The organism is Legionella maioricensis (genome assembly GCF_023618015.1).
Classification (GTDB): Bacteria; Pseudomonadota; Gammaproteobacteria; order Legionellales; family Legionellaceae; genus Legionella; species Legionella maioricensis.
Genome location: NZ_JAJKBJ010000007.1, coordinates 24178 through 40986, shown reverse-complemented (window position 1 = coordinate 40986; position 16809 = coordinate 24178). Strand labels below are relative to the sequence as shown.

Here is a 16809-nt window from a genome sequence, read left to right as displayed (position 1 = left end):
ATTTAAACCATGCAAAATGTTGCGGAAATCAATCAACTATCAGTTGCTTTCCAGAGTCCTAATAAAATTATTTCTGCTCTAGATAGAGTTAGTTTTAACTTGCATCCTGGTGAAACTCTGGTTTTATTAGGAGAGTCTGGATGTGGGAAGTCTTTGACCTCTCTGGCTTTAATGCGTCTGTTACCGCGAAATGGAGTTTATGGTATTGATAGCCAAATCAATATTAATGGAGAAGATATTTTAAATTTGCCTGAGCAAATGATGAGGCAATTAAGGGGGCGAAGACTGGCAATGATCTTCCAGGAGCCCATGACTGCTTTAAATCCGGTAATGACTATAGGAGAGCAAATCTGCGAAATTCTGGTAAGACATCATGCGTTTACCGGAGCCGAACTTAAAGAGGCACTTTTAGATCTTTTGAATGAAGTGGAAATGCCTCAACCGCAAATAAAAATTCATCAATACCCTCATCAGCTTTCTGGCGGACAAAAGCAACGCGTGGTGATTGCCATGGCTTTAGCATGTAAGCCGGATATTTTGATTGCTGATGAACCGACTACTGCTCTGGATGTTACTATTCAGGCACAAATATTGGCATTATTGAAAAAAATACAACATATTCATCAGATGAGCTTATTACTCATTACTCATGATTTGGGTGTGGTAAAGGTAATGGCTGACAGAGTCTGTGTGATGTATGCAGGACAAGTAGTGGAACAGGCATTAGTTGAAGATTTTTTTTCTCAGATTGGCCATCCTTATGTTCAACAATTGCTGGCTTCCTTACCGTCTTTTGCCAAGCGCGAAGAAAAATTATCGGTGATTACAGGTAGTGTACCTACTTTAGATGCCTTACCATCAGGATGTCGTTTTCATCCACGTTGTATTTATGCATTTGAACGATGCACTAGCGAAGAACCGCAATTGCAGCCGATAAACAATCGTATTTTGCGTTGTCATTTATATCCTGAATTGAAACAATTACCCGAATTGGAAAAAAATAAACTGGTTTGGGATGTTGCTCGGGAACACGCTGAAACTATATTTACAGTGACGGATTTATCAGTACATTTTGAGCAAAAAAAAGGACTATTTAGCCGACACAAGGTCATCTTCAAGGCAGTTGATGGGCTTTCTTTTCGCTTGCAGCAAGGGAAAACTTTAGCTTTGGTGGGAGAGTCCGGCTGTGGAAAGACGAGCGCCAGCCGGGCATTATTACGCCTATTACCTGTAGCAGGAGGACAGGTAATTTATAGAGATCAGGATGTTTTATCTCTTAAGCGGGGGGCTTTGCGACAATATAGAAAAAAAGTTCAAATTATTTTTCAAGATCCTTTTTCTTCGATGAATCCACGCATGACTGTAGGAGAAATAATAGCTGAGGGCATGCAGGCACAAGGAATGAAGCGGGCAATTATCAGGGCGAGGCAGAAACAGCTGATTAATCTGGTTAATTTACCCAGCACCAGCTTAGATCGCTACCCTCATCAATTTTCAGGAGGTCAAAGGCAACGAATTTGTATTGCCAGGGCTTTGGCTACTGAACCTGATATCTTAATTTGTGACGAACCAACCAGTGCTCTGGATGTCTCTGTTCAAGCGCAAATTCTCAATTTATTAAAAGAACTGCAACAAGAAACGGGCCTCTCTTTTTTGTTTATCACCCATAATATGAGTGTTGTTTCCTATATTGCTGATGAAGTATTAGTAATGAAAGACGGTTTGGCAGTGGAGTATGGAACCTGTAAAAAAATTCTTAATCAGCCAGAACACCCCTATACCCAACAATTGTTAAACTCGGTAGTTTTGGTTTAATGAAGTGATTTCATTAAGGTATTGACTCATGTCTCGTAGCTTTTCCTTCCAAATTAGCTCTTAAGTTTTAGTTGACACTATGGGTTGTAAGAATGTTTCAGAGAGTTATTCCTGAACCGTTCGTGCTGAGGAGGAGCGAGAGCGACGTCTCGAAGCATAGACACAAGATTAGCGTTTACGCTTTGCATAATGCACTAAAGCTTGCCAATCCTCATTAATTAATGCCTCTTTTTTCTTTCGACTCCATCCTTTTATTTGCTTTTCAGCAGCAAGTGCTTCCTCGCGTGTATTAAATCCTTGAGAGTACACCAATTGAATTGGCAATCTTGTGCTTGTATAACAGCCAAGGATCATTCTGTTTTTATGTTGAGCAAGTCGTCCCTCTAGGTTATCAGTATGTCCCGTATAATAACTTTTATCATTACATTCAAGAATATAAATCCAAAACATGATCTAACCCCATTGATTTGCTCTTGCGCGAATGCTTCGAGACGTCGCTCTCGCTCCTCCTCAGCACGAACGGTCGGGCGTGAATCCTAAACAGATTTATTATATAGAATTTCAACTAAAACTTAAGACTAATTGGAAGGAAAGCCACCCTTAAGGTTGTGCCATTGGTTATAGATAGGAATATATGCAGCTCAACCCCCAATACCAATTGCAAGCGAATGGGTAGATTTAGTATCAAAATCGTAAACTTCCGTCGTTATTATAATAAGTGTGTATAATATAAATACACACTAAAAATTGTTTTGGGGAACCTATGTTAAAAATTATTCAATTACCTAATCATAGCTCTTACCCATATTTACAATTGGATTCTAACGGAAGTACCTTCAAATCCAAGCTGTATGGAGATTACTTTGGGTATGAATGCAACCATGCTCCAATTCAATATGGAATAGAAAGAAATGCCCTTGGAGAAAAAACATCTTCTTATGTGATTCAATTTAAAAAAACTAAAACTAGTGTGTAGTTAACATTAATAGATTTGAATAGAGTACCTGACGAAACATTCTCTTCTCATTCGCTAATAGATGGATAATTTTCTGCCTATCAATTTTACAAACATTTCATATTTTCTTAAGTATTCATATGGTATGATTTTGCGCAATAAATAGCTAATAAAGACATTTATTATTGGGGAGAAGTGTCTGTATGAAGATCATTTTAAATGAATTAAGCTTTACTCGGATGAAAGATTTTACTGATTACTTAGAAAATACATACGAAAAAGATCCCTTGTTATCAGAAGCAGTACATTTAAAAATCAATTATGATGCTACCGAACCAAAGAGTAATCGAGACCTGATTCATTTTCTTCAAATGCCGAAACGGCGTTGCATTTACAAGATCGATTTAATCCCCGAACCATTAAGTACCGAGCAGGTCAATTTTAATCGATTGCTCCGTAAGGTTTATCTGGAAATGAAAAGCCCCAAAGGCTCTTCTGCTCATGAAGCAATGCCGATTATTAGAAAAGCGAAAAAAAATTGGGTTGAAGAGAAAAAAGCAGGCCCTATAGGTTTGCAAATTCAATGTCGGTCCCAGGAGCAAAGAGGCAAAGAGCCGGTAAATGAGTTATCCGCTGTTGGGTCAGAAAAAATTTTATTAAAAGAGATTTATAAAGCTGTAGGACAGATAGAGCCTGAACTTGATAAGCTTTTATTGCAATCGTTAACAGATAAGACGAAGTTAGTTATTGCAATGAAAAAGAAAGAAGTTCCTTCTCTGATTTATGGATTAACTTTACTGCTCAACCTTTATAGAACAAATGATAAAAATGAATTGATACGCTTTCATAATTTTCTTGGTAAATTAGAAATAACTAATGAGCATACCTTAAAATTATGGATGAAAATTCTTATCTCTTTAGGCGAAAATTCAACATCCGCACATTTAGGATTATTGCTGGATGTTCAGGAGAAACTGGAAACGCATAGTACATTGCTTAATTCAATTGGCGGATTATTTGATAATCTGCCTTATCCCGATTTAAATCAATTTGTGGTTGAATTGGGTAAAAGTAAAAAAGAACTGAAATCTTATATTGAGTCTTTTGATAAAGATCCTAAAGCAGCACGTGCGCCTCAATACAATGAGCATGGGCGTTTAACCAAAACTACCCAACAAATTCTTGATGAACAATTTGATATCTCTCAATTGCATCGAGTTGTAACCAAAATGAAAAATTTGGTTGAAGAAGGTCGTTTAACTCACCAGCTCCAGTACAAACTCACGCAACAAGTCATTTATATCAATGCTATTGGTAAGGACCATCCCTTAACCGTTGACAGTAAACTCTACAGTAATTTAACCACAGTGAGTAGATCAGAACTTCATAAATTATCTGAGGTATTAATTACTCAGGTAAGAAATCCAGTTTTGAGCGACCACGCCAAAATGAAAGCCAAGTTAAATTTACTGGCGGTGATGCGAGAGCAATATTTCCGTACCACAGGTCAATTCCTCGATACGACACAGATTTTATCGATTTTAATGTCCCTGAATTACCAACAGTCCAACCTACTTATGGAAATGGACAGTGAAGAAAGACAAAATGCCACCACGGCAGTCTTGGCAGCAATGCAATGGGTTGTTGCTGACGGCGGAATTGTTGACGTGTGCATGCGCAATAGAGACTTAGTTAAAGAAAATTATCTGGATAACGGAGTAAATCATTTCTTTGCTTCTCTAGGCATTTCCTCGGCAGTAATAGAGGCGGATGATCCAGCAGGTACGTATCAGGTTGGAGGCATTAATTATTCCACTTTTGTCGATTTGGTTTTTTATCGTTCTCGCGCTAAACGGGAAAGTGAAAATTTAATAGCTAAAAAACTGGGGACTCCACTATCAAGTAATTTAATTATTAATGGAAGAGATTGCTCCACTATAGATGAGCGAATAGTATTTGATCTTGTTGAAAATACTGTTGAGAGTGAGCCTAATCCTTATGCCTGGATATATCCTTTAATTAATGAATTTGTTAATCAAAAAGAATTTAGGAATGTGGATGTTTTATCAGGGGATGTGTGGGATGAGGAGCAAGATCTTGCCAATTTGAAACAATTTCTTAATACTCATGCCCCAACAGAATCTCATCGGGGGCAGTTAGACGGTTTATCCGACCTAAAACTCAATACCTGGATTAATCTGGCTTGCAGAGTGCAGCAATTAGTGGGAGGCGAAGACTATACTATTATCTCAACCAATACCCCTACTTACGTTGCCGCTCCCAGATATCAGTCAAGCCTTAGCCTTCAAGAAAATTACACCTTCAGTAAAGAGGCTCAGTATTTTTTACATGCTCATTTACAAAAAAAATATCCTTCCAAACATTTTGTGATTGAATCAGAAAAGAAAGTTATAGATTCAGTGCCGGCTAAAGATTTATTTGATGTTTATAAAGAGCAGGGTCGAATCGTCGGGCTTTTTGGCCGATTAGATCGTGCTTTGGATAAACAACGTAACTTATTGAACATAGATGTTGCCTATCAAGTTCCGTCACATTATAAAAAGCACGAGCGTGATCGATTCGATACGCCACCCAGCGCCAATAATGTAGAGCATTTGAAAAAGATAAAGAAAATTGTGGCGCAAGCTCGAGCTGGCCAGCCTGTTATCCTGCTGGCTACCGATACCAATCATGTGAAAGAGTTATTCCATGAGTTGAGTGAACAATTCGCAAAGGATGGCAGAGACATTCAGATCGGTGCTTTTACCGGCGAGGAATCCGAAGAAATCAGAAAAAATTGGGCGAAGAATAATGCGGGTCAGTTCAACACTATTACTATTACCACTTCGCTATTAATTAAAGATATTACTTTTGATACGGAACATGAAGAGGGGTTTTTAGGTATTCAAACATCTCTTGATACTTCCCGGAAAACAGGAAAGTTCATTGATCGATTAGCAGGCGATGGCAAACCAGGCCAATATGTTGCTATCTATGAAGAAAATGGATTGATATTTTCTAATTCATGGCCTTTTCAACCGGAAACAAATCGAGAGCGGATCCTGGAGGAAGTGGACCGGATTCAGCGTAAAAAGAACCAGGAAATTGCTGTTGAACGCTATTACACCCAAACAGTTTCCTCTATGCAAATGGTGGTATTGAAGCAATTCGATGAATGGCAAGCATTGTTGCATTTGATTTATCCTCAAAATGCATGGAAAAAATTAGACCAAGAGTTATTTGCGCAAAGAGAAGATTTAATTTCCTCATTGGCAGAGCAATGGAATAAATGTTTGGAGAATTCTGATCCGGAGCATGTTTATCCCAATCCGTACATAAGACGCGACAGAAATAAAAAATTGCAAACGTCCGCATTAGATAATGCGTTACAAGAATATGAAAAAGCAATGGAGTTCATTTGGATTACACATCGTAATGTTCTTAAGGAAAAAACTGAAGGTAGAATTAAAGAAGAGTCTATCAATGCATTGCGTTGCAACTACTTGGAAGAAGTGGTACTAAGTGAGCAATTACATTTACAAAAATTAGCTCTTCGTCAACAAAAAATAACTACAGTTCTCGATCGGAAAAAAGCGAGCAGGGTGGTGGATTCTGGATTAGATGTTAATGGTGCCATGCTCGCTTACTCGGATGTTCCAAAGGAGGAATATAGAGCAGGTTTTTCCAAGAATCAGCTTAAATTGTTGGTTAAAGATACTATTCAAGAAATCGAACGTTCTTCTTTAAGCGCTAATGCCAAATCTTTATTTATTCAGAGACTGAACAGAGCTGAGAATTTTTTAGCTCTTGAACAGGTTTTAAAAGATTATTATGCGAAAAATCTCCCAGAAAAATATCGAATGCAACCCATTCTTTGTGAGTTGATCCGGATTTATAATTATTCAGGCATTCCGGAAACTGTAGAGTTGCAAGAACTTAAAAGAACTTATATAGACAATGTTGCTTTTGAAATCGTTGAAAATCTGGAGCAAAGTCTGTCTTGGTCTTTTAAAGAGAATAGGGGTTTGTTCTACTGGCTTGAACGAACTGCTGTTAAAAAAGCAGCACAAGAAATATTAAGTGCGGTTGATGGAGTAAAAAAGGCAACTGATACTCCTTCTCGGCAATTGGCTCTTAAAAATCTGTATAAACTTTTAATTCAGCATCAAGCTCAACTTGAAGGACTCTGGATATTTTCTTTTGGCCATCAAAATACCCGTACTTTAATTAATCAAACTCTAAAAACGTTGGATAATTTAACAGTCATTGGTAGTGGTAGCGATCAATTGAATGCTAGCTTTATTCAAGAATGCCAAGAAGAGGCACATTCTGATGTGATGAAAAAACAATTTGAATCTGCTCTGGAGAAAATAGAAAGGCAAAACAGTTCCTGGCTAAAAAATAATCCGCAATGGATCGCGATTAAAGAGCAACTTCAATCCATTCAAAGTGATAATAACACAGTTTATGTTATGGATGATTTATATTATTTTCTTTCCAAAATGGGTAAGGAGTTAAATTATTCTAATTCGCCTGTCTTTAAACCTGTTATCGAATTGAGAGGAGAGCTTCGTAGCATTTGGAATAAGTTTTCTCAAGATCATAAAGACTTAATCAGTCAAACCAAACATTTTGAATATAAAGCAGTGAAATTGCAGGAGAGCCTGGAAGGATTAAACGGTTATGAGGTCAAGGGTGTCAGGATAAAACCTGCTCATACTGGATTTAATGAGTATTTTGATTTGATCATAGAGGGTACTGGTTCTCATCCCTTACTTGATAGCTTTTTACATTACAAACCCAACATATCGGTTCTTAAGCAGAAACGAATTAGTTTAGTAAGTCTCCAAGAGCAAAAGAATGCCCGAATTAGTGTTTTGCAAGAGCTGCAAAAAGAACAATTTCCGGTGCTTGGTTCAAGAGAAAATAAACCAGTAGATCCAACATTATTTCCTGAAAGTTGTCGCGCACAAGTAAGGGACATACTTCTTTTAAAAGATCTTGCTGTAAGCCAATTGCCAGATGATTTGAACGGTTTTTCTCCGAAAGAACAAAACTTGTTTTTTGATAGAGACTTAGTGAGGGATTGGGAGCCCACTCAATTGACTCTGGAACAAATAGAACGGTTAAAAGACAAACAGTTAAAGTCTGAGTTTATTGACCTATATAATAAAATAAATGGAATAAACCCTGAACCATCACCATCCTTTTTCTCCAGAGTTGTTTCCTTTTTGGTAAGCCCCTTCCTGGGAATGGAGAGTAGTGAAGATTTGCGCTATCAATTTGATGAATTAAAAAGAAGACCGCAAAATCAATTGACTGCTATTCTTCAACGGAAAATAGATGAAAAATTGAAGGCCTTAACTTCTCATTTAACCGCTCTGCAAATGGATGTGGTTGGCTCTGAAACATTAGCCGAGCAAATAGAATTTTTAGAGGAAAAAATTGCTGAAGAAGATCGCAAAAGCAGCGTCATTATAAAGCGATTTAAAAATCTTGATCAGCTTTATGATTTTGAGATGGAGCTGAGAAACTTTAAGGCAGCGCAATCTCCTGTTCCCATGATCCAAAGCAGTACAGAGCAGACCTTGGAGGGGGAAGAAGAAGAGGACATACTGGCAGCAGAAGGGATGCTTAGCTATTGGTAGTAGCTCTTAAGAAACGTCATCCAGAGCGAAGCGAAGGAGATCCCTCGTTGCAAACTTCTCGGGATGACGGAAAGCGCCTCGATCTTATAAACTCCTTTAGTCTAAAGCTAAAAATCAATTTGACAAATTCATTTATTTAGTGAACATTTACAGTGAGTTTAGTTGAATTTCAATGCTTTATTGATAATTCCTAGACATAGCATTTAATGGAAAGGAGAAGGTATGTCACTTTCATCAGTAAGGAAAGTTTATGATGCTTATGCTTGGTTCTACGATTTTGCTTTTGGCCGAGTTTTTAATCAAGGTCGTCATTTAAGCGTTGATATTGTCAATAAAAATGCAGAGAAAAATGCGCATGTTCTAGAACTTGGAGTTGGAACCGGTTTGTCTTTACCTCTATATAGACCTGATTTGAATATTACAGGGGTCGATATTTCCGAAAAAATGCTCAAAAAAGCGCAGGAACGTCTTGTAGCCGATAATGTAAAAACTAAAGTCTCATTGCAAATTATGGATGCGGCCAGCTTAGAGTTTCCTGATAACAGTTTTGATTTTATCGTAGCCATGTACGTCGCTTCAGTTGTTCCAGACATTAATGCTTTTCTCGAAGAAATATCTCGCGTATGCAAACCCTCAGGGGAGATTGTGTTTGTGAATCATTTTTCTTCCGAGAAACCGGCTGTTCGTTTCCTGGAGAAAAAATTTGCTCGCATTCATAATTTAATAGGTTTCAATTCCGATTTTTCTATTACTCACATTCTGGATTACGATAAATTCAATCTATTGGAGTCTCATAAAGTTAATTTATTTAATTATTGGACTGTTCTGCATTGCAAAATGCAACCTGCTTAAGTAGGGGAGTTGAGACGAGCTACTTGCCATCAAGTTATATGGGAACCTGTGAAGGTTCCCATAAAGATCTTATCTAACTAATCCAGAAATAAAATCGATTACTTTATCCAGGCTTATCTGTTGTGATTCGCTAGATACTCTGGACTTATATTCCACGTTTCCTTGCTCCAGATTTCTGTCACTGACCACCAGACGATGAGGAATACCGATTAAATCATTATCTGCAAACAGTATTCCCGCTCTTTCATTACGGTCATCCAGTAAAACATCTATTCCCAAATCACTAAATTGGCGATAAAGCGCATCTGCCTGCTCTTTCACTGCTTGAGATTTATGTCCATTAATTGGAATGATGACCAATTGAAAAGGAGCTATAGCTTGAGGCCAGATAATGCCTTGCTCATCATGATGTTGCTCAATGGCTGCAGCGACGACACGAGTAATGCCTAAGCCATAACATCCCATCATCATGGTTTGCAATTGACCTTGCTCATTAATTACGGCAGCATTCATGGCTTGAGCGTATTTATCACCCAACTGAAAAACGTGGCCTACTTCTATACCACGACAAGAGCGAAGTGTTCCTTTACCATCTGGGCTTGTATCGCCTTCTTTAACGTTACGTAAATCATAGGCTTCATTATAACTGGCATCTCTATCCCAGGCCGCATGAATATAATGCTTGTCAGCTAGATTGGCACCACAGACAAAAGAAGTCATTGCCAAGGCTTGGTGGTCGACGATGACCGGGATATTCAGGTTGATAGGGCCTAACGAGCCTACCGGGGTTTTCAAAGTTTTGAGTATGGTTTCTTCATCTATAAAGACCAGCGGCGTATCAACTAATGGATTTTTAATGGCTTTAACTTCATTGAGTTCATCGTCACCTTTTAATACCAAGGCCACCATAGGATGTTCTTTTCCTTTGACGATTAGAGTTTTGATGGTTTGACTGCACTCTATATTCAAGAACCTGGCAACATCAGCAATAGTTTTTTGGGCAGGGGTATCAACCAGTTGCATGGCTTCAGTAGTTGCTTTGCTTGCCTTGGCGGGTTTTAAACTGGTCGCCTGTTCAATATTCGCGGCATAATCACTGGCGTCACTATAAAAAATCAGATCTTCGCCTGAATCAGCTAATACCTGGAACTCATGAGAAGCTGAGCCGCCAATCGCTCCAGTATCTGCCTCTACAGCACGATATTTAAGGCCCATGCGATCAAAGATTCGACTGTAGGCTTGATACATTGCTTTATAAGTTTCCTGCAAACTTTCCAGGCTTAAATGAAAAGAATAGGCGTCTTTCATTATAAATTCCCGGGCACGCATTACTCCAAAACGTGGTCTGATTTCATCACGGAATTTTGTTTGTATTTGATAAAAATTTACCGGTAATTGTTTGTAGGATTGCAGTTCATGGCGCATTAAATCAGTGATGACTTCTTCATGAGTAGGACCAAAACAATATTCTCTTTCATTGCTATCGCGCATGGTGAGCAATTGGCCACCAAAAGTATCCCATCGGCCTGTTTCCTGCCATAATTCCGCAGGTTGTACCGCGGGCATCAATACCTCCATGGCTTTTGCTCGATTCATTTCTTCGCGGACGATGTTTTCCACTTTGCGCAATACTTTAAGACCCAATGGCATCCAGGTATAAAGGCCCGAACCCAGCTTACGAATCATACCTGCTCTTAGCATTAATTGATGAGAGGTGATTTCAGCATCATTAGGAGTTTCTTTCAGGGTTGCTAAAAACCATTGAGATGCACGCATTTCTACTCCTGGAATAATCTAAGTTGAAAAGGAAGTATTATATACTTATCATGCAATAATTTGCGATAAAATTTAGGGAAGCGATGTGAATACTCTGGGACTCATTCAAACCTTTTGCAAAGTGGCTCAATGCGCCAGTTTTACTGCAGCTGCAAAAGCGTTGCATGTCTCAGGGGCGGCAGTAAGTAAACAGATCAGTTTGCTTGAAGCCGAGCTTGGCGTGCTGTTATTAAATCGAACCACGCGACATGTAACTCTGACTGAAACCGGGGAAAATTATTATCGGGAGGCGCAGTTGGTTTTGCTGGCTTTAGATAAGGCTTACGGTGTTATTGCAGCTGCTAAAGAGGAACCTGCCGGTTTATTGCGTGTCAAAAGTGCTCGGTATTTTGCGGAACATGTCATTATACCTCGCTTGCCAGAATACCAAAAAGCCTATCCCCAGGTTATCCTGGACCTACAGATTGCAGAGCAAATACCTCATCTGTTGGAGGAGGATTTGGATGTAGTATTTGGGATGTCTGCACAAGTGGCTTCTAATTCAATTCAAAAGAAAATTACTTCGACACGGTACGTGTTCTGCGCCTCTCCTGATTATTTGGCTGTAAACGGTGGACCTGAACATCCTTCTGATTTACAAAAATATGATTACATTACCCATACAATGAGAGAACCTAATGATCGTTGGATTTTCCAATCTGGAGAAGTTGTTTATTTGAAACCTTTATTGTATTTAAATGATGCACAAGCGATGTTGGACTGTGCTATAAAAGGATTGGGCATTGTTGCATTACATCATTATCAAGTGGCTCACGCTTTAGCTAAAGGCGAGTTGGTCGAAATTTTGGCGAATTATCGTATGTCTCCGATTCCCGTATTTTTATATTATCATCCAGGTCGTTATATGCAGCCGAAGGTAAAAACCTGGGTAGAGTTTATGAGTCAGAATTTGCCTGAAGAACTCTGATTGAGCAGTAGATACTCTCCAAAAAACCTATTTTGCATTACTAACAATCAATACTATTATAATAAAGAGGGGATGACCAAAGGCTATCAACTAAAATGAGCAGGGTAGCGCGCCAATAAGGTAATTTTATGTCTTTTTTTCGCTTCTTAAATAGACTTAATCAGGTATTTAACCGAGTCTATGAGAGGAATTTTAGTTCAACAACTCCTGCTGACCTGGTATGGCGTCACATGGAAGATTGTCAGAAACAGTTTCAAAAAAATCAGGAAGCGATCTACTATTCCAAAAAAATGCTGGAAGAGCTAAGTAACCAAAGATTGAGAGCATTATTATTTCACGCCAAATCAAAATCTCCCTGGTATAAAAAAACGCTAGCAAAAATCAACATAGACAACTTCACCAAGGAACGATTAAGTGAACTTCCTACTATAAATAAAACCATTTTAATGGAAAATTGGGATGCCATTGTCACCAATCCCAAGCTGTCATTAGCCTTGGTTGAAAAGCATCTGAATAAAAAAAGTGACAAGATCGATACCTTGTATCTATTTTCCCGTTATCATGTAGTGTCCACTGGAGGGAGCAGTGGGAAACGAGGCATATTTGTTTATGATTGGGATGAATGGATTACCTTTCACACAGCATTTATCCGCTATCCATTCTACAATTATGAACGCACCCACATTGTAACTAAAACACTAAATAAAGATCGAAAAATTGTGAGCCTGTTTGTAACCAACACAGCAGTTGCAGCCTATTCTTTAGCAAAAACCTTTTGGCGACATGATGAAAATCTCCATTTCCTGCCTATGGCGGTGACCCCATTAAACATTGTCATTACTCGTCTCAATCAAATTAGGCCTGATATCTTAACTGCCTCTCCTTCCTACCTTCACAAGGTATGTCAATTAGTTCAAAAAGGACAAATAAAAATTGAGCCTAAGATCATTTTTATTGGTGGAGAACCCCTCTTTGGGCAAACTGAGGATTTAATCAAAGAAACTTGGCCCAAAGTGAATCTTTTTAATATATTTGGTTGTACTGAAGGAGTAACCGGATTAAGTTGCCGAGCTAATACAGATGAGATGCATTTAAATGAGGATCTATGTATTGTTGAGCCTTTGGATGAGCAAAGTCGTCCTGTTGATAAAGGGACTATGGCTACCAAAATTTATTTAACTAATTTGTATAATTATACCTTGCCGCTGATTCGTTATGAAAATTCTGATGATATTTTGTTTTTAAATAAAACCTGTGATTGTGGCATTCAGCATCAGCTTATAAAAGCCCCCAGAGGTCGACCTGGATGTGACTTTAATTATCCCGGAAATATTTTTGTCCATCATTCGCTTTTTTTAACGCCGCTTTTGCTGGAAAAAAACATTCAAGAATATCTGGTCGAACAAACAATAAATGGGGTTAATATTAAGATCCTCGCTACTGGCTTTATCGATAAGCGAAAATTGCAAGAGAATATAAGGTTACGATTAAGCAAAGCGGGTCTCCTTGATGCCAAAGTGAACATCATTGAAGTACCTGAAATTGTATATTTATATTCGGGTAAACTAAATCGTTTTATACCATTGAATCCCAATTCGGTTGAATAATAAGTGCTGTCCTTTTAAATCGTAGGGGGGAAACGAGCTAATGTCTCTACTCAAGGCTTTAATTCTCTCACTATGCCCCGTGGACAAGCCACGGAACGTAGGCAAATAGTTTAAAGTAATGCCCTTAGGTCAAATGCCCCAATCTATCTCCTAATAGAATCCATTAGATGTTAGTCTTCCTCATAGCTATGCATTACCAAGTGGGTGTTACTTCCCCCTGCGCCATAGCTGGAAACGCCAGCCAAATAGCGCTGTTTTCTTCTAGGAAAATCTTGAAGTTCAGTCGCAATATAGATTGGTGAGTCCTCCAAGCCAAACTCTGGATTTGGAGTTTCAAAGTTAATTGAAGGAACGACAGCCTTATTTTTGAGCATAAGTACTGTTTTGATGATTGAAGCCATACCGGACACAATACCCGTATGGCCCAGATTACTTATTACTGAGCTTATCGGACAACGATTTGTCATTGTAACGTCTTTGAACGCTTTTTTTAGAGCATATATTTCTGTTGCATCGCCTAGTTTGGTTGAAGCTCCATGTGCAGCAATATAGTCAAGATCACTTGGTCCAATCCCTGCATTTTTCCAGGCCGACTGCAAACAATTATATTGGCCATGAATTCCTGGTGCCATAAATCCTTCTTTTGAAGAATTACCATCATTATTCATAGCGGATCCGATAATGACGGCATGGATTAGATCATTATCTGCAATGGCGTCTTCAAGTCGCTTTAAAATAACTAAACCGGCACCATTGGAGTATAAAGTGCCAGATGCTGAAACGTCAAAAGGGTGGCAATGACCGTCGGATGAAAATAATCCGTTCTCTTCATAAATATAACCAACTTCTTGTGGCAAATCGATTAAGACCGCGCCTGCAATTGCCATATCACATTGATGACTACTTAACTCTCGACAGCTTTGTATTACCGCGGTCAAAGAAGACGAGCACGCTGTATATAAATCAATAGAACTGCCTTGGAATCCGAACTGATAAGAAATATAAGGTGCAATGATTTTTGAATAATATCTTTCTATCGCTTTTTGAGTATCAATCGCTTGGTAATAAGCAGCCCCTAAAAAATGGGCGGCAGGTTGATTATTGGCACCAATATAAACAGCCGTGTTTTTGATGTTATTTGATTCACTCCTCATGCTACACAAAGCGCGATGAGTTAAATGCGACATCACCTTACCTTGAACCCCTAACACTTCAAAGTTTTTGGTAGTATTTTTAAATGGAGGAGTGTCAAATGATTCCAGGTTATCTAATATTCCTCTGTAGGGTTTGTAATAGTCAGCGGCGATTAATTCCTCCGAAATACCAGAGTGCCTTAGTTGATCTGGAGACAATTTACTCACAGCCTCTTTGCCAAACCTCAATAGATCCCAATACTCATCAAGATCATTAGCTCCAGGCAATTTTACGGCCATACCTACAATGGCAATTTTGTTGGAGTTATTATTCATACCCATAATTTAAAGTCTCCATTTTCTCAGCATAAAATATGCCTTGCATCGTTTTTGTGCAGTAAATGTCTTTTACTTAAAATAACTTGGTTCTATTAAATATAGGCTAATTTCTTCAATTTGAATCAAATTGCCATCAAAATCCTGATTTTTTTGCAGATTGCTTAGGCTAAATGAAACTCAATAGTTTCATTTTATCTATTTTTCCATTTTCTTTTATTGGCAATGCACCTAACCATATGTAATGCTCAGGAACCATATAATCCGGAATCCTGGTTTTTAAAAACGCTTTAAGCTCAGCACTACTAAGCTCTGTTTGTTTGTTATGAGCAATTAAGAACGCGACCATTCTCTGATCGAGAGAGTCCACTTTCTCGCAAATAATAACGGCATCTTGTATGTTGGGATGTTCCAATAAATGGTATTGTATTTCTCCTAATTCAATACGTATGCCGTGTAATTTTACTTGATCATCCTTGCGGCCTAAAAATAGTAGCTCATTCTCTTTATTCCAACAGACTATGTCCCCAGTACGATACATTTTTTCTCCCGGAAGATAAGGATTGTCTAAGAAAGATGCCTGAGTAAGTGCTGGATTATTTAAATAACCCTCTGCTAATCCAATCCCGGAGATGAATAATTCTCCTGGTTCGAAACCTGTTAAATTTAACTGTTCATCTAACACAAAAAATTGAATATTCTGGATGGGCTTTCCAATGGGAATGGTGCGATAATGTCTGTTTTTTTCACAAATAAAATAGGAAACATCTATTGTGGTTTCTGTGGGGCCGTATAAATTGACTAATAGGGTTTCTTGATCTTGAAATAACTTATTAAATAGATTCACACTTCCTGCATCCAGCGCCTCCCCACTGGCGAACACGTACTTCAAGGATTTTAAGCGATTCATCGAAAAATCTTCTTTAATGTAACTTAAAAAGATACGTAATACCGAAGGGACAAAATGAATAACGCTTAACTGATATTGCTCAATCATACGAACAAACAACTTAATATCATGCTCTTTTTGGGGGGGCAAAAGGACTACTCCAGCACCGGTAACAGACCACCAACAGATCTCCCAAACAGAGATGTCAAAACAAAGATGTGTTTTATGAAACAATACATCATGATGGTGTAATGGAAATGTGTTTTGCATCCATAGAATTCGATTAATTATGGCTTGATGTGAAATCATGACCCCTTTAGGTTTGCCTGTAGTACCTGAAGTGTACATCACATAGGCCAAATCGTGTTTTCCTCGGGACAAGTTTAAATTATCCCATTTTTCATGGCTCACCTTTTCATGAATATTCAGCACTTGAAGATTATTTTTATCATCTAACTCAGATTCTGTGGTTACTAATGAATGATTACCAATAATTAGAAATTTTATTTGACTCTCTGCAAGAATGGTTTGATTTCTCATTGCGGGAGCTAGGGGATCTAATGGTAAATAGGCTCCTCCAGCCTTTAGTACAGCAAAAATTGCAACAAGCATTTCATAGGAACGCAAGAGTTGAATACCGACAATTCCGTTTAATGGTAATCCTTTTCTCTGCAGATATCTGGCATATTGGTTGGCTTGCTTATTAAAAGCATCATACGATACTTGGCTATCTTCCAGATAAATCGCGGTATTTTCTGGATATTGCGCTACTTGCTCTTCAAATAAGGAGCAAATAGTTGGGTACTGATCAGAAGATTTCATTTATAAAAA

General features: G+C 38.3%; 10 protein-coding genes. 6 read left to right on the top strand and 4 right to left on the bottom strand.

Annotated features, from left to right (window positions below):
• Positions 1 to 9: 9 nt before the first annotated feature.
• Positions 10 to 1815, top strand: coding sequence for an ABC transporter ATP-binding protein (locus LOX96_RS07530; RefSeq protein WP_250422848.1), 1806 nt, complete (start codon positions 10 to 12; stop codon positions 1813 to 1815).
• Positions 1816 to 1983: 168 nt separating this feature from the next.
• Here the strand turns inward: LOX96_RS07530 and LOX96_RS07525 are convergent, their stop codons facing one another.
• Positions 1984 to 2265, bottom strand: a complete 282-nt coding sequence (locus LOX96_RS07525) for a GIY-YIG nuclease family protein (RefSeq protein WP_250422850.1) — start codon at positions 2263 to 2265, stop codon at positions 1984 to 1986.
• A gap of 313 nt (positions 2266 to 2578) precedes the next feature.
• On the opposite strand from LOX96_RS07525, the gene LOX96_RS07520 reads away from it, so the two are divergent.
• The 3 genes from LOX96_RS07520 to pmtA all read left to right on the top strand — a co-directional run bounded on the left by LOX96_RS07520 (position 2579) and on the right by pmtA (position 9270).
• Complete coding sequence (locus LOX96_RS07520; protein WP_250422852.1) at positions 2579 to 2791, top strand: hypothetical protein; 213 nt, start codon at positions 2579 to 2581, stop codon at positions 2789 to 2791.
• 182 nt (positions 2792 to 2973) lie between these two features.
• Positions 2974 to 8418, top strand: coding sequence for a hypothetical protein (locus tag LOX96_RS07515; protein ID WP_250422854.1), 5445 nt, complete (start codon positions 2974 to 2976; stop codon positions 8416 to 8418).
• 222 nt (positions 8419 to 8640) lie between these two features.
• On the top strand, positions 8641 to 9270 hold the full coding sequence (pmtA, locus tag LOX96_RS07510; protein ID WP_250422856.1) for a phospholipid N-methyltransferase PmtA: 630 nt from the start codon (positions 8641 to 8643) through the stop codon (positions 9268 to 9270).
• Positions 9271 to 9339: 69 nt separating this feature from the next.
• Here pmtA and LOX96_RS07505 read toward each other — a convergent pair whose 3' ends face one another.
• Positions 9340 to 11046, bottom strand: a complete 1707-nt coding sequence (locus LOX96_RS07505; protein ID WP_250422858.1) for a proline--tRNA ligase — start codon at positions 11044 to 11046, stop codon at positions 9340 to 9342.
• A gap of 85 nt (positions 11047 to 11131) precedes the next feature.
• Between LOX96_RS07505 and LOX96_RS07500 the strand changes: the two genes are divergently transcribed.
• Together LOX96_RS07500 and LOX96_RS07495 are read left to right on the top strand one after the other, a co-directional pair.
• Complete coding sequence (locus tag LOX96_RS07500; protein WP_250422860.1) at positions 11132 to 12013, top strand: LysR family transcriptional regulator; 882 nt, start codon at positions 11132 to 11134, stop codon at positions 12011 to 12013.
• A gap of 128 nt (positions 12014 to 12141) precedes the next feature.
• Positions 12142 to 13620: a phenylacetate--CoA ligase family protein gene (locus LOX96_RS07495; RefSeq protein ID WP_250422861.1), complete on the top strand. Its 1479-nt coding sequence runs from the start codon at positions 12142 to 12144 to the stop codon at positions 13618 to 13620.
• A gap of 170 nt (positions 13621 to 13790) precedes the next feature.
• Here the strand turns inward: LOX96_RS07495 and LOX96_RS07490 are convergent, their stop codons facing one another.
• The gene (locus tag LOX96_RS07490; RefSeq protein ID WP_250422863.1) at positions 13791 to 15095 is read right to left on the bottom strand and encodes a beta-ketoacyl [acyl carrier protein] synthase domain-containing protein; all 1305 of its coding nucleotides are present in this window, start codon (positions 15093 to 15095) and stop codon (positions 13791 to 13793) included.
• Between the two features lie 163 nt (positions 15096 to 15258).
• Complete coding sequence (locus LOX96_RS07485; RefSeq protein ID WP_250422865.1) at positions 15259 to 16800, bottom strand: amino acid adenylation domain-containing protein; 1542 nt, start codon at positions 16798 to 16800, stop codon at positions 15259 to 15261.
• Positions 16801 to 16809: the final 9 nt, after the last annotated feature.